The 13,335-nt window shown below is 68.2% G+C and carries 13 protein-coding genes; 4 read left to right on the top strand and 9 right to left on the bottom strand.

Features of this window, described 5'->3' with window-relative positions; translation table 11 throughout:
• Window positions 1-49: 49 nt before the first annotated feature.
• Both G9V96_RS12555 and G9V96_RS12550 read right to left on the bottom strand, forming a co-directional pair.
• Entirely contained in the window at window positions 50-736 is a 687-nt protein-coding gene (locus G9V96_RS12555) for a LuxR C-terminal-related transcriptional regulator (protein WP_168583329.1), read from the bottom strand.
• Window positions 733-2,103 (bottom strand): ATP-binding protein, encoded by a 1,371-nt coding sequence (locus G9V96_RS12550; RefSeq protein ID WP_226913312.1) that lies wholly within the window; start codon window positions 2,101-2,103, stop codon window positions 733-735. The genes G9V96_RS12555 and G9V96_RS12550 overlap by 4 nt, the downstream gene beginning before the upstream one ends.
• 124 nt (window positions 2,104-2,227) lie before the next feature.
• Between G9V96_RS12550 and G9V96_RS12545 the strand changes: the two genes are divergently transcribed.
• Window positions 2,228-3,520, top strand: a complete 1,293-nt coding sequence (locus tag G9V96_RS12545; protein ID WP_168583328.1) for a PspC domain-containing protein — start codon at window positions 2,228-2,230, stop codon at window positions 3,518-3,520.
• Window positions 3,517-3,951, top strand: coding sequence for a hypothetical protein (locus G9V96_RS12540; RefSeq protein WP_168583327.1), 435 nt, complete (start codon window positions 3,517-3,519; stop codon window positions 3,949-3,951). The genes G9V96_RS12545 and G9V96_RS12540 overlap by 4 nt, the downstream gene beginning before the upstream one ends.
• 57 nt (window positions 3,952-4,008) lie before the next feature.
• Here G9V96_RS12540 and G9V96_RS12535 read toward each other — a convergent pair whose 3' ends face one another.
• The 3 genes from G9V96_RS12535 to G9V96_RS12525 form a co-directional block, all read right to left on the bottom strand.
• Window positions 4,009-4,803 carry a type 1 glutamine amidotransferase gene (locus G9V96_RS12535; RefSeq protein ID WP_168583326.1) on the bottom strand — a complete coding sequence of 265 codons (795 nt, stop codon included), beginning with the start codon at window positions 4,801-4,803 and terminating at the stop codon, window positions 4,009-4,011.
• Entirely contained in the window at window positions 4,800-6,068 is a 1,269-nt protein-coding gene (locus G9V96_RS12530; protein ID WP_168584024.1) for a Mur ligase family protein, read from the bottom strand. The genes G9V96_RS12535 and G9V96_RS12530 overlap by 4 nt, the downstream gene beginning before the upstream one ends.
• 84 nt (window positions 6,069-6,152) lie before the next feature.
• Complete coding sequence (locus tag G9V96_RS12525) at window positions 6,153-6,992, bottom strand: phosphatase PAP2 family protein (RefSeq protein WP_168583325.1); 840 nt, start codon at window positions 6,990-6,992, stop codon at window positions 6,153-6,155.
• A gap of 173 nt (window positions 6,993-7,165) precedes the next feature.
• Between G9V96_RS12525 and hemG the strand changes: the two genes are divergently transcribed.
• Both hemG and G9V96_RS12515 read left to right on the top strand, forming a co-directional pair.
• Window positions 7,166-8,605 (top strand): protoporphyrinogen oxidase, encoded by a 1,440-nt coding sequence (gene hemG / locus G9V96_RS12520; RefSeq protein ID WP_168583324.1) that lies wholly within the window; start codon window positions 7,166-7,168, stop codon window positions 8,603-8,605.
• Window positions 8,602-9,828, top strand: a complete 1,227-nt coding sequence (locus tag G9V96_RS12515) for a TIGR04053 family radical SAM/SPASM domain-containing protein (RefSeq protein ID WP_168583323.1) — start codon at window positions 8,602-8,604, stop codon at window positions 9,826-9,828. The genes hemG and G9V96_RS12515 overlap by 4 nt, the downstream gene beginning before the upstream one ends.
• 106 nt (window positions 9,829-9,934) lie before the next feature.
• Here the strand turns inward: G9V96_RS12515 and G9V96_RS12510 are convergent, their stop codons facing one another.
• From G9V96_RS12510 to G9V96_RS12495, 4 genes are all read right to left on the bottom strand, one after another.
• Complete coding sequence (locus G9V96_RS12510; RefSeq protein ID WP_168583322.1) at window positions 9,935-10,306, bottom strand: nuclear transport factor 2 family protein; 372 nt, start codon at window positions 10,304-10,306, stop codon at window positions 9,935-9,937.
• A gap of 195 nt (window positions 10,307-10,501) precedes the next feature.
• Window positions 10,502-12,079, bottom strand: coding sequence for a glutamine-hydrolyzing GMP synthase (gene guaA / locus G9V96_RS12505; RefSeq protein WP_168583321.1), 1,578 nt, complete (start codon window positions 12,077-12,079; stop codon window positions 10,502-10,504).
• Window positions 12,080-12,131: 52 nt separating this feature from the next.
• Window positions 12,132-12,512: a DUF3817 domain-containing protein gene (locus G9V96_RS12500; RefSeq protein ID WP_168583320.1), complete on the bottom strand. Its 381-nt coding sequence runs from the start codon at window positions 12,510-12,512 to the stop codon at window positions 12,132-12,134.
• Window positions 12,509-13,330 carry an SURF1 family protein gene (locus G9V96_RS12495; protein WP_168583319.1) on the bottom strand — a complete coding sequence of 274 codons (822 nt, stop codon included), beginning with the start codon at window positions 13,328-13,330 and terminating at the stop codon, window positions 12,509-12,511. The genes G9V96_RS12500 and G9V96_RS12495 overlap by 4 nt, the downstream gene beginning before the upstream one ends.
• Window positions 13,331-13,335: the final 5 nt, after the last annotated feature.

Here is a 13,335-nt window from a genome sequence, read left to right as displayed (position 1 = left end):
GTCCCGAAGGCGCGACTGCGTGACTACATCGGCGCAGGCCGCAGGCGGCCTACAGCAGGTGCCGGTGCATCGCCCAGGCGGTCAGCTCATGTCGGGAGCTCAATTGCAGTTTCCGAAGCACCGAACTGACGTGGGTCTCCACCGTCTTGATCGAGATGAACAGCTCCTTGGCAACCTCTTTGTATTGGTATCCGCGAGCGATGAGCCGCATCACCTCGCGCTCGCGGGCCGAGAGCCGGTCGAGCTCCTCATCGACCTCAGCCACCTCTCCCGCAGCAGCCCCGAAGGCATCGAGTACGAACCCGGCCAGGCGCGGGCTGAAGACGGCGTCGCTGTCAGCGACCCGGCGGATAGCGCTGACCAGATCCCGCGGCGAAATCGTCTTGGTGACATACCCCCGAGCCCCGGCGCGGATGACTGCGATGACGTCCTCGGCGGCGTCGGAGACCGACAGCGCAAGAAAACGCACCGCCTGGTCGCGTTGCGAGGTCATCCCCCGGCAGTCCAACAGCACATCGGTGCCGCCCCGCCCACGGCCACCGGGCAGGTGAACATCCAAGAGAACGACATCGGGCCCGGTCTGCTTGATGACCGCAACCGCCGCCTCGACATCGGCGGCCTCACCGACGATCTCCAGATCCCGGCCGAGTTCTTCCCGCAGCTCACTCTTGACCCCGGAACGGAACATGCGGTGATCGTCGACGAGGACGAGTCGGATCGGGGTAGGCGTGCTCACAGCGTTCTCTCCTTGGTTGGTGCCGGCGGCGCAAGAACCGTGTCGGCGGCTACGGACGAACTCGGATCGACCTGGTCGCCGCCGTTGGGACGGTCACCCGTTCCACCTGGGCGCCCCGCACGCTCGGCGGGGCGATCGTTCTGCCCAGCAGCTTGCGGGCGCGGCTCGGCGGGTTCGACCGGGAGTTGGATACTCACCTCGGTGCCGTCTTCCAGCCTGCGGATGCGGGCCCGGCCACCGTGCCGTTTCATCCGGCCGATGATCGACTCGCGCACCCCCAGCCGGTCATCGGGAATGGTGTCGAGGTCGAAACCCTCGCCCCGGTCCCGGACGAACACCTCGACCAGGCGCGGACCCACCTCAAGGTAGACCGTTACCGGTGGCGCGCCATGGCGCACTGCGTTCAACAACGCCTCCCGGGTGGCCTGCACAAGCACCTGCCCGCATTCGTCGAAAGGCCGGTCGCCGGTGGCCACCAGTTCAACCGGCACGCCGTGCAGGTCCTCCACCTCGTCCACCACCTCGCGGATTGCCGCCGCAAGGGTTTCGCGGGAGCCTTTGGTGCCGCCGTACAACCAGGTGCGAAGCTCACGTTCCTGCGCGCGGGCCAGCAAAGTCACCCGTTGCGGGTCGTCGGTGCGTTGGATCAAAGCAAGCGTCTGCAGCACCGAATCGTGAAGGTGGGCAGCGATATCGGCACGCTCGGTCTCCCGGATGCGGCTCACCTGTTCATCCTGATATCGGCGCCAGAAGCGCATCCCCCACGGCGCGAGAACCAGACCCAGACCGGCCAGCACCGCCAACGTGGCCAAGATGACGTCCCACATCAGGACGAATCCCTGATGCCGCCACACGATCACCACCGAACCGGTCACCGCGAGGGCTGCCCCGATCCCGACCCGGAGCAACCCGTGTCGATCGGTGAGCGGGTCTGAACCGAACCACTCTTCGCGTTCGCTGCTGTCCAGGTGCGACCACGCCAGGACCGCCCCGCCGATGATCGCGGCGACGGGCAACAGGTTCGCCAGGGAGCGTCCTAGGGCGGGAGCCCGGGAATCGGTGTACAGACTCGCCGCGCAGATCAGCAGGGCCTGACCGCCGAGAAACAGCCGCGCTGCTGAGCGCGGAGCCTTGGCTTGGGCCGGCGTCGAGCGCTGGCCAGGGGTCATCACCCACAGCAGCAGGTAGGCCGCCAGACCGACGCCACCAAGACAGGTGGCCGCGATGAAGCAGATGCGTACCGCGCGTGTCGGTAGTTGCAGATGCGCCGCCAATCCCGAGCACACGCCGACGAGCACCCGGTCATCGACGGGGCGCTCCATTCGGGGCGGCCAAGGGGGTAGCCCCTCAGCTGGGGCGGCGCTCACCCCATCATCGTGTCCCACCGAAGCGATACGCGACACCCTCGCCGGCATTAATGAGGGGCCGCTCAGGGTGGGTTCAGGGTCGACCCTCATGGCCTAGGCGAGCGGGTGCGGACACGATGGCGGTATGAGCCAGCAGAGCGCGCACCCACTGGAACGCTTCGCCCAGGCGTCGCGGGCCACCGGGATCCGCCGTCCGCAACGCGGACGCTGGGTGGCCGGAGTCGCCAGCGGGATCGCGCTGCGCTACCAGATCGATCCGGTGATCGTGCGGGTGGCGTTCATTCTCACCCTGTTCGTCAGCGGTATCGGGCTGCCGACGTACCTGTTCGCGTGGGCTCTGCTGCCTGCTGAGGACGGCAGCGTGGCGTTGGAACGCGGGTTCCGCCAGGGGCAAGCATCAGCGATCCTGCTCTGCGTCGCTGCTGCCGCCAGCCTGAGCGGCCTGGGCGCCTCGGGCGACGGGGTTGTGGGATCGATCTGGGGGTTGCTCATTGTCGGGGCGGTCGGCTGGCTGCTGCTTCGCCGGCACCAGCAGCACGTCGGCGCGAACGGCCCGGCCCAGCCCCCGGGTGTTGCCCCAACACCGGTCGGTTCCATCCCGGCCGGCGGCTATCCCCAGCCCGGCGCACCGAACGCATCCACCCCGGCGCCCTTCCCCCACACCGCCTACCCGCTCGAAGAACACAGGCACGACCCCGCGGTCGGGGTGGGCCACGCCCCTGCACCCACGGTGACGCCGGAACCGGTCGAGCCCCGGCGAGGCGTTGGGTGGTTCGCCACGTTGTTGGCCCTGGGTGCCTCGATCCTGGCGTACGTGGGGACCATGTGGACCGTTCAGGCGGCCGGTACGGGCGGAGACTCCCACGTCTTCGGCCTCATCGCGGTTCTCGCCGTTTGCAGCCTCACTCTGGTCGGCGTGGGGATCCGCGGGCATCGGGCACCGCTGGTGACGATCGCAACCTGGTTCTTGGGGGCGGTGCTGGCCGCCTCCACGCTGCCGGGTGCACAGCTCAGCGGGATGAGTGTCGTCTCGGTCCCGGACACAGGGCGGCGCTGGGACCCGACCACCGCAGAGCAACTGGCCGACCCCTTCGATATCGGGGTGGGCGAGGCGACCTTGGACCTCACCGGCCTGCCCGAGCGTGAGGCGGCAAAAGCCAAGAACATCGAGTTGGATCACGGCACCGGTTCGCTGACCATCATCGTGCCGAGCAGCTACGGCACCCAGGTGCTGACCGATATCGGTGTCGGCCAGGTCACGGTGGTGCGCGGGGACAGCCGCACGACGCTGGATCCTACGGAGATCGATTCCGACAAGCCCAGGACGTTGAGCTTCGGGACCGGCAACAGCGTGCTGACCATCAACGCCGAGCTGGGTATCGGCTCGCTGACCATCGTCGAGAAGGACACGCCATGAGTCACCCTGCGCAGTGCCCTGAGGGCGGACAGTTGGGTCCCGTCAGCTTCGGCGAGGATCTGAACCTCCCGCAGGACGCGGCCCGCCCCGGCGAGTCGTCGGTGGCCTCGACCAGTTCGCCGGTGTGGGCACCGCACTCGGCGAGCCCGCCGTGGGCCCCGGCACCAGCGGTGTTCGCAGATACCGCCACCGAGGAGGAACCCGCCATGGGGAGCGACGCGGCGCCGGCTCGCCCGAGCCCCCGTGGGTACCCGATCTTGGTGGGAATCGTCGGCCTGTTCATCGCAGCAGCAGCCGGGGTTCACCACACCGGCTTTGCGGTGCTGGATTGGCGCACGGTGGGGCCACCGGTGTTGGTCTCCCTCGGCGTCACCCTCGTCCTTCTGGGCGGGGTGGGCTTGCTCCGTCGTCCCCGCCACGGACGTCGCTGAGCGGTCGGGGCCGACAGCTCGCTACCGGCCAAGGCGCCTCGGCTGCCCGCGCTGTTCTCAGCGGCGCCCGCGAGCCTTGCGAGAGGCCGCCCGCATCAGGCGGCGCACTTGGGCTTTGCGCGCCTGGTCGGCGTAGGTGTCGTCAAGCTCGGCGGGTTCGAACGGCGTGGTCAACGCCCGATCTACCGCGAACCCGATGAGCGCGTCGGCCAGGGCGGGATTGGCCGGCAGGATCGGGCCGTGCAGGTAGGTGCCGTGCACGCGGTGCGCGATCGCCCCCTCGGTGCCGTCCTTACCGTTGTTGCCGTTGCCGTACGCCACGATGCCCAGCGGCGGTTGGCCGGTAGCCAGCACCGTGGAACCGGAATGGTTCTCGTACCCCACGACCTCCCCGTGCACCGTCCGCAACAGGACCGGACCGATCATCCGCTTGTCGTTACCCTTCGTGGTGACGTCCAGGATGCCCAGTCCGGGCAGGTGCTTTCCGTCCACCGTCACGAAGTCATGACCGAAGAGCTGGTACATGCCGCACACCATGAGCATCGGCACGCCGTCCTGGGCCAACGCACGCAGCATCGACCCGATGCGTTCCAGGTCTTCCTTGACCCGCGCCTGACCGGAATCCTGCCCACCGCCACCGACGACGATGTGCGCTCCGGCCGGGAAGTCCGCGCCCGGGTGGTGATCGTGGACCTGGACGTCGTAACCATGCCGCCGCATCCGGGTGGCCAACGCCCGGGTGTTGCCCAGGTCGCCATAGATGCTCATCTCGCGCGGGTATAGGTGAACCAGGGTGATCTGGCCCTTGCTGGGCCCCTCTGCGGGCCCTCCGCCCCGGGTGTCGGTGCTCATTCCTGCCCCTCCTCACCGAAAGCGGATAGGTCATAGCGTGCAGCCAGGACGCGACGCAGGCTCATCATGGCCGTGTAGGTGCAGAAGATCCGTAGCGGCTGACCCGGGTGCGCAGCCAGGAAGGCATCCAGCGCCGGTTCCAGTTCCGGAATCACCCGATCGGTGGAAACCTGGTCATATTCCAGACGCAACGCCATATCGTAGGCGCGCTGACCGCTGACGATCGATACTCCCCGCTGCGCCAGCGAGGCGAACGAGACGTCGTAGAGCCAGGACACGTCGCGTCCATCAGCGGTGTTGTCGTTGATGGCGATCATCGTGGCCACAGGGGTCGAGCCGTAAGCGCCCAACGCCACCGTGAACCCGGCGGGGTTCTTGACCAGCACCAGCTCCAAGGTGCGCCCGCCGAGGTCGATCACCTCACCGCGACCGAACGGCGGCGCGACGCTGCTGAGCGCCTCAGCGGCAGTCGCCGCATTGAACTCGCTGCCGAGCAGGCTACGAGCCATGGTCGCCGCGGCGGTGGCGTTGATCATGGCGGCGAGCCCGCGCTGGCGCAGCTGCACCGGACCGACATGGCCCCCGGCAGCGAACTCCACCGTGAACCGCTGCGTGCCGTCGGGCTGTAGTTCCTCGGGCCGCAGCAAGCCGTCCTGGGCCCCCAGCTCAGGAGCTGCCGACTCGTCCTCGAAGCGGACATCGGCTTCCTGCAGTTCCGGCAACCGGTCGGCCATCTCGGGATGCACCCCGAAGTAGCGCACATCAACCTGCATCTCGCGAGCGATGCGCGCGATGAACGAATCGTCCCGATTGAGCACCACCCCCAGCCGGGCGGTGCGCGCCAACCGGCGCAGCAGGTCGGCGGTGTAGTCGATCTCGGCGAACCGGTCGAGTTGGTCCCGCGCCACATTGAGCAGCAGCGCGCGAGTGGGCGCCACCACGGCCACGAAGCGCAGTGCGTGCGCCTCGTCAAGTTCCAGAACGGCCATATCGGCAGCGATACGGCCGTTGGCCGGCGCCTCACCGAGAAGCGCAGAGATCACGCCGCGGGTGAAGTTGCTGCCGGTCGGGTTGGTGACGACCTTCTTGCCGTGGGCCCGCAGCACCGCAACGAGCATCCGCGTGGTGGTCGTCTTGCCGTTGGTGCCACTCACGACGACCACTTCGGAGATATCGGCGAGCGCGTGATCCAGGAATTGCGGATCGATCCGTTCCACGACGAGACCCGGCAGAGCCGAGCCACCTCCCCGCAAACGGGCGAGCATCCGGGCGGTCTTCCCTGCTGCGACGGCTAGGCGAGTCCTCACCCAGCCAGCTTAGGGCGTCCACCGCCCCAGTGTTGCGCCCCGCTACCTGCCGGCACCGACAGGATCGCCGGCGGCGGCTTCCAAACCGGCACCGGTGAAGGCGACCACCCCAGCGGCCACGACGCCGATCGTGGACAACACGAAGCCACCGACGAGCAGATTCCCAGCCTCGCCTTGGGTGACCATGCCGGCAGCCACCAGGAACACCCCCGCCAGCAGCGCCCCCATCAATGCGGGAAGGGCGTACAACCGCACGGTGCGGCGGGTCAGTTCGGCACGCGGGCGACTGTGCTGAACAGGGCCTCGGTCGGCGATGAAGAGAGCGACCCCGGCCCAGATGGCGCAGACCCCCAAGGCTGCGATCACATCGCTGGGCCGGTGCCAACGCTGCAGGATCGTCGCGGCACCGGTCAGCGTCGCGGCACCGGCGGCCAGCAACGCCACCAGGCTGCGCAGCCGCCACGAGACGACCAGCAGAGCCGCCAGGACCAGGGAGGTAACGACCGTGACATGCCCGCTGGGCAGCGTGTTCTGGCTTCCGATGCCGTAGTAGGGACGCGGGATCACCGCTTTGAGGATTTGAGTGCTCACATTGGCACCGATGACGAGCACGATCGCCCCGGCAGCGCGCTCAACCCGGCGACGCAGCAACGCGATCCCCACTGCGAGCGCCAAGACGATGGCGATGAACTCGACGCTGACCAGCCCCAACCACTCGGTGAGGAGGCGACTGGTCCGCCAGGGAACCCCCACTGACCATCGACTGCGTTCGTCGGCACGCTGGCCCAGATGTGTCCAGACGACGGCGACCACGACAGCGACCAGACCGGAACCGCCGAGCAGAATCATCGAGGCTCCGACGTGCCGCGAACGCACCTGCACTGCACACCCCTCACTGTGGGCGTGAAATCACGCCACGCGCCGTTCTGCTTGCGTTCCCCGCCGTACGACGGCCTCCGGCTCAGCGGCCGCGACCACCTGGACCGCCCGACCACCTGCGTTTGCGCCCCCACCGGAAGGATAGCCTGGGGCCATTCGGACTTGATGGGGTGAACATGAGCGTCCAGGTACCCGGTAGACGGATCACGGTGATCGGAGCCGGGGTGAGCGGGTTGCTGGCAGCCCGCCGACTCCGCCAAGCGGGCGCAGAGGTCACGGTTTTCGAGGCGAGTTCCCGCATCGGTGGGCAGGTCAAGACGATCGAACTCGCTGGGCGCGCCATCGATGTGGGCGCAGAAGCGATGCACCTGGGTGCACCCGGCGCCAAGGAACTCCTGGCTGAGCTCGACCTGATGTCCAGCACGGTCACGGCCCGGCCAGGGTCCAGTTGGCTGCTCACCGGCCGAGGGCTGCGCCGGCTGCCCGCCGGAGTCGGCCCCGCCGGCCCGACCCGACTTCGCCCGGTCCTGCAGAGCGGCATCATGTCCGCCGCCGGGCTGGCCCGCGCCGGGCTGGAGCCGGTTTTCGCGCGCCGCACCAATCCCCTGCCGGACGGGGTGGACCTCAGTGTGGGTGACTTCGTCGGTTCCCGCTTCGGGGCGCAGGTGGTGGAGCGGTTCGTCGATCCGCTGCTGGGCAGCCTGCACGCCGGGAACGTGCGGCGGCTGAGTCTTCGAGCCTGCGCTCCCTCGCTGCTGCCCGCGGCCAAGAACCAGACCCCGCTGCTCAAGCTTCGCCCCCGCCGCGGCGGGCCGGCGCCGGCGATGTCATTCATCACCTGGGAGACGGGCTTGACCAGCCTGATCGAGGCTCTGGCCGTGGGAAGCGACATCCGCACCGACACCCCGGTCACGTCGCTGCGCCGCACCCCGGGCGGTTACGAGATCACCGTGGACAGCCCGCACGGCAGCCAGCAGCACAGCTGCGACGGTGTGGTGCTGGCGGTCTCGGGCCCGGTCGCGGCCGACCTCATCGGTGAGGCGCTGCCGGGGGCTGCAGCACGGCTCAACGAGGGCGACTGGGCGAGCGTCGCCACGATCATCTTGGCTTATCCGCGCTACGTGGTCGAGACGTTGCCCGCGTTGCGCGGCACCGGCCTGCTGGTGCCTTCCAGTCACGGTTCGCTGCTGAAGGCGGCGACCTTCCTGTCCACCAAATGGCCCCACCTGGACGACCCCGAAACGGTTTTCCTGCGGCTCTCTGCCGGGCGGGCCGGCTCCGATGCCTGCCGCCGCCTCAGCGAGGAGGAACTGCTGGGCCAGGTTCGCGAAGACCTACGCTCCTTCATCGGCTTGGATGTCACGCCGCGCCAGGCGCACGTGGAGCGGTGGCCGCTCACCATGCCCCAGCTGCTCGTGGGCCATCAGGACCGCATCGCGCGCACCCGGGAGGATCTCGCGCGAGCGATGCCCGGCGTACAGCTGGCCGGATCTTCCTACGACGGGGTCGGGCTCGCCGCGTGCATCACCTCGGGCACCAAGGCTGCCCAAGCCCTCGTGGCCACCCTGAGCGAGCAGGACCCCGGCAGCTCCGCACCCGAAAAGGACGTCCGATGATGAATCAGTCCGTAGAGAAGGTCGCCCCCGACCGCGCCGTCCGCCGGCTGCGTCACGATATCGACGACCGGCCGATGATCGTCATCTGGGAAGTGACCCGCGCCTGCCAATTGGTGTGCAAGCACTGCCGCGCCGATTCTCAGCCGGTTGCGCACCCCGAGCAGTTGAGCACCCAGCAGGGCAAGGATCTCCTGGATGACATCGCGGCCTTCGGCAAGCCCTACCCGATCGTCATCCTCACCGGTGGCGACGCGTTTGAGCGCCCCGACCTAGCCGACCTGCTCTCCTACGGTTCGGGTTTAGGACTGCACATGGCGCTCTCGCCGTCGGTGACGCCCAAACTCACCCAAGAGTCCGTGCGCCAGATGCACGCCGCCGGAGCCAACTCGATGTCGCTGTCGCTGGATGGCTCAGAGGCGGCCACCCACGACGGTTTCCGCGGGGTGCCGGGCGTTTTCGATGCCACCTTGGTCGCCGCACGGTGGATGCGGGCCGAACGCATCCGGTTGCAGGTCAACTCCACCGTCACCCGCGACACGGTCGAGCAACTGCCGAAGATGTTGACGATCATGCTCGACATCGACGCCTCGCTGTGGAGCTTGTTCTTCCTGGTGCCGACCGGGCGCGGGCAGCAGCTCAAAACCCTCGATCCCCCACAGATCGAAGATGTCCTGCACTGGATGGCCGACATCTCAGACATCATCGCGGTCAAGACGACCGAAGCACCGCAGTACCGCCGGGTGCTCACCCAGCGCCGCGCAGCCAAAGAACAGGGTCTGGACCCGCGCGACCTGGAGCACCGGGGCGAGCTGTACCACCGCCTCACCAACGAGACCGCTGCGCTGCTGGCGGGTCGGGAGCTGACACGCCGCCCGCCACGCCCACCGATCGACATCAACTCCGGACGTGGCTTCGCTTTCGTGGATCACCGCGGCGATGTCTACCCCAGCGGCTTCTTCCCCCACCACTGCGGCAACGTCAAAGAAGTCGGTTTCCGGCACGTCTACCGCACCGACCCGCTCCTGCAGTCGTTGCGTCGCCCCGAAGAGTTCCACGGAAAGTGCGGGATGTGTGAGTACCAGGAGATCTGCGGCGGGTCGCGCAGCCACGCCTACGCGGTGACCGGTGACATCCTCGGCTCCGACCCGACCTGCGGGTACGTGCCGCAGGCGATGCGCGAGCCGCATGAGCGACCAGGCCACGCCACACACGCCACCAGCTGAGCGCCTGCACGAGCGCAGAGCCGATAGATACCGATCAGGCCGGCGCCCCGAAGATGTTAGGGGGCCGGCCTGATCGATCTCGTCTCTGTCGGGCGTAGCGGTCTCGCTACACGGCAGGTACGAAGAAGTACGTCGTGTGCTCGATGATGCGCCCGCCACCGTCGAAGGTGAAGAACGCAGCGAATCCGGTGGTCGTGCGCCCGCCGTCCTTCAACTCCCCCTCAAAGGTGCCGTGGGCGGCGGCCGAGTGGCCCTCGACGACGACGGAGCGGATGACATGCCGGCCGCTGGCCAGAAGACGGTCTTGCGTGTAGTAGGCGCGAAGGCGCTCTAGGCCGGTGATCGGTTCATACCCGGGGCGCCGGTAGAGGATCTCGCCGCCGAAATAGTCCAGGGCAGTTTCGATGTCTTCGCGGTCGAGTGCGTCGTAGTAACCCTGCACCGCGGCCCGCAAACCATGCATCGACTGATTACTCATCACTGCTCTCCTTCGTGGTCGCTGCGCCCCAGCCTACGGTTGCCGCGCCGTCCCGGACACCCGCTGTTCACCTAGCGAATTCCCGTCCCCGGCAAGGAACACGCCGCCGGTCCGGCAGGGCCACTGCCGCCGAGCACGACAGCGGCGCAGACACCCCCAGGGGGTCTGCGCCGCCGTCACCGCATTCTCAGCGGTTCACTCCCACTCGATGGTGCCCGGGGGCTTGGACGTGACGTCCAGCACGACCCGGTTGACTTCGCGTACCTCGTTGGTGATCCGGGTGGAGATCGCGCTGAGCACGTCGTAGGGGACACGCGACCAGTCGGCCGTCATCGCGTCCTCGCTACTCACCGGCCGCAACACGATCGGGTGGCCGTAGGTGCGGCCATCACCTTGGACCCCCACCGAGCGGACGTCCGCCAGAAGCACGACCGGGCACTGCCAGATGTCGCGGTCCAACCCGGCCGAGGTCAGCTCTTCCCGGGCGATCGCGTCAGCAGCGCGCAGCGTCTCCAACCGCTCTCGGGTGACCTCGCCGACGATGCGGATCCCCAGACCGGGGCCGGGGAAGGGCTGACGCCACACGATCGTCTCGGGCACCCCCAGCTCGAGACCGACCTGGCGCACCTCGTCCTTGAACAGGTCCCGCAACGGCTCCACCAGGGTGAACTGCAGGTCCTCGGGCAGTCCGCCGACGTTGTGATGACTCTTGATGTTGGCGGTTCCCGACCCGCCGCCGGACTCCACGACGTCCGGGTACAGAGTCCCCTGTACGAGGAACTGCACCGGGTGGCCTTCCTGATCGGCCGACCCGGCGATGTCGCGGGCCGCCTGCTCGAAGCAGCGGATGAACTCGCGGCCGATGATCTTGCGTTTGGTCTCGGGGTCGCTCACCCCCGCCAACGCATCCAGGAACCGCTCCGCGGCGTCGACGACGACCAGGTCGACCCCGGTCGCCTCAACGAAGTCCTTCTCCACCTGCTCAGCCTCACCGGCGCGCAACAGCCCATGGTCGACGAAGACGCAGGTGAGTTGGTCACCGACGGCCTTCTGCACCAGCGCCGCAGCAACCGAGGAGTCCACGCCGCCGGAGAGCCCGCAGATGACCCGCGCGTCACCCACCTGCGCGCGGATCTTCTCGACCTGCTCCTCGACGATGCTCGCGGGCGTCCACGACCCTTCCAGACCGGCTCCCCGGCGCAGGAAGTTCTCCAGGACGCGCTGACCGAACGAGGAGTGCATGACCTCCGGGTGCCACTGCACCCCGTAGAGCCGGCGCTCATCATCCTCGAAGGCGGCCACCGGCGCTCCTGAAGTGGAGGCCGTCACCTGCATTCCCTCGGGAGCCTGCGTCACCGAGTCGCCGTGCGACATCCACACCGATTGGCTGATGGGCTGGCCGGTGAACAACGTCGAGGAGTCCGGTTGCACCTGCGCCTGGGTCGAGCCGTACTCCCCCAGCCCGGTCTGCTCCACCTCGCCGCCGAGCGCCATGGCCATCGCCTGGAAGCCGTAACACATGCCGAAGACGGGAATCCCGGCTTCAAGAACGGCCGGGTCCAGTCGCGGAGCGCCTTCGGAGTACACCGAGGCGGGCCCGCCGGAAAGAATGATCGCCCCTGGGTCGCGGGCGAGCAGTTCAGCGACGGGTGTGGTGTGCGGCACCACCTCGCTGAACACGTCGGCTTCGCGCACCCGGCGCGCAATGAGCTGCGCGTACTGGGCGCCGTAGTCGACAACGAGGACGGGATGAGCGTGCAGAGCGTCGGTCACCCGGTGAGTCTAATGGCCGCCCCGGCGCTCGGCCGAGTGAGCGGGAACGGGTTCAGCGGCCGGCGGCGTCGGCCAGCTGCCGCTTGACCTTGCTCGCGGTGCGATGCTCCACCCAGAACGACAGGAAAGGTACGCAACCGGCGAGCATGACGCCGACCATCTTGCCCAGCGGCCAGCGCGCCGCGAAGCCGAGGTTGGCGACCGTGGCCAGATAGACCATGTAGATGAAGCCGTGTGGGGCGGGCCACCAACCCAGCGGGTTGGCATCCCCCTTAAGCCCGTAGCCGTAGCTGAGCACCATTTCGACCACGAGCACGAGCAGGCCGACACCGACCACGAACGCCATCACCCGGAACGGCGTCAGTGCCTTGGCGACCTTCTGCGGCTCGAAGCCCCTGGGTAGCGCGTTCTGGCTCACGTGCTGGGCGGTCATGACGGTTGTCCTCCTGCGGTGCTGCTCTGGATGTCTTCGGGGGCGTGGTCGGCGGGTGGTGCCGCTGCGGGAGTGTCCTGGGTCGGCAGTTGGGAGACCTCGTAGTCGTCGCGGACCATGCGCCACCACAGGTACAGGGCGAAGGCCGCGAATATCCACCATTGGATGGCGTAGGCGAAGTTGCGCCAGACGATGCCTTCGCTGCCGCTGACCGGCAGTGGGATCCGCTGCAGGGTCCCGGCGCGGATGTCTTCCGGCGCCGGGTCCTCATCGGTGGCGAAAACGAAGCCGTTGTAGAGGTCCCCGGGCCAGACGTTGACCAGACTGGACAGATCCACCGAACCCAGTTGTCCCGTCGGCAGCGGACTCGGGTCATCGGGCGGGCCCTCCTGCGGCTGTAGCGCGCCCTGCACCTTGATCGTCCCCGGTGGGGGCGGCGGCGCCGAATCCGTCGGCGTGAAACCGCGGACGATGGGCAGTCGCGCCCCGCCGTCGTCGACGATGAGCGGGGTCAGGACCCAGAAACCGACCTGTTCTCCCAACCGGCGCCGGGCGATGAGGACCTGACCTGCGGGATCGTAGCTGCCGGTGGCGGTGACCTTGCGCCCGACCATGTTTCCGGTGAACGGGGCGTGGGGGGTGATGATGTCCTGCACCGGTTCGGCCGGTGCGGCTTCGATCTGCGCCAGCATCTCGCGCTGCCCCTTGCTTCGCGACACGTCAAGCTGCCACATGCCTAGCCAGCCGAACGTGACGACGACTACAAGCACGAGGCCGAGGAGCGCCAGCCAGCGAGGCTGCAGAGCCGTTCGGAGCACCGCTC

It is taken from the genome of Gephyromycinifex aptenodytis (assembly GCF_012277275.1).
Lineage (GTDB): Bacteria > Actinomycetota > Actinomycetes > Actinomycetales > Dermatophilaceae > Gephyromycinifex > Gephyromycinifex aptenodytis.
Note: the sequence above shows the minus strand (reverse complement) of the source record. Positions and strands in the feature narration are given on the sequence as shown.

Coding starts and splice junctions, on each gene's coding strand:
- G9V96_RS12500 (WP_168583320.1), bottom strand. CDS start 12,512: ATGACCGCCCAGCACGTGAGCCAGAACGCGCTACCCAGGGGCTTCGAG.
- G9V96_RS12540 (WP_168583327.1), top strand. CDS start 3,517: ATGAGTCACCCTGCGCAGTGCCCTGAGGGCGGACAGTTGGGTCCCGTC.
- G9V96_RS12545 (WP_168583328.1), top strand. CDS start 2,228: ATGAGCCAGCAGAGCGCGCACCCACTGGAACGCTTCGCCCAGGCGTCG.
- hemG (WP_168583324.1), top strand. CDS start 7,166: ATGAGCGTCCAGGTACCCGGTAGACGGATCACGGTGATCGGAGCCGGG.
- G9V96_RS12510 (WP_168583322.1), bottom strand. CDS start 10,306: ATGAGTAATCAGTCGATGCATGGTTTGCGGGCCGCGGTGCAGGGTTAC.
- G9V96_RS12515 (WP_168583323.1), top strand. CDS start 8,602: ATGATGAATCAGTCCGTAGAGAAGGTCGCCCCCGACCGCGCCGTCCGC.
- G9V96_RS12530 (WP_168584024.1), bottom strand. CDS start 6,068: ATGCTCGCCCGTTTGCGGGGAGGTGGCTCGGCTCTGCCGGGTCTCGTC.
- G9V96_RS12535 (WP_168583326.1), bottom strand. CDS start 4,803: ATGAGCACCGACACCCGGGGCGGAGGGCCCGCAGAGGGGCCCAGCAAG.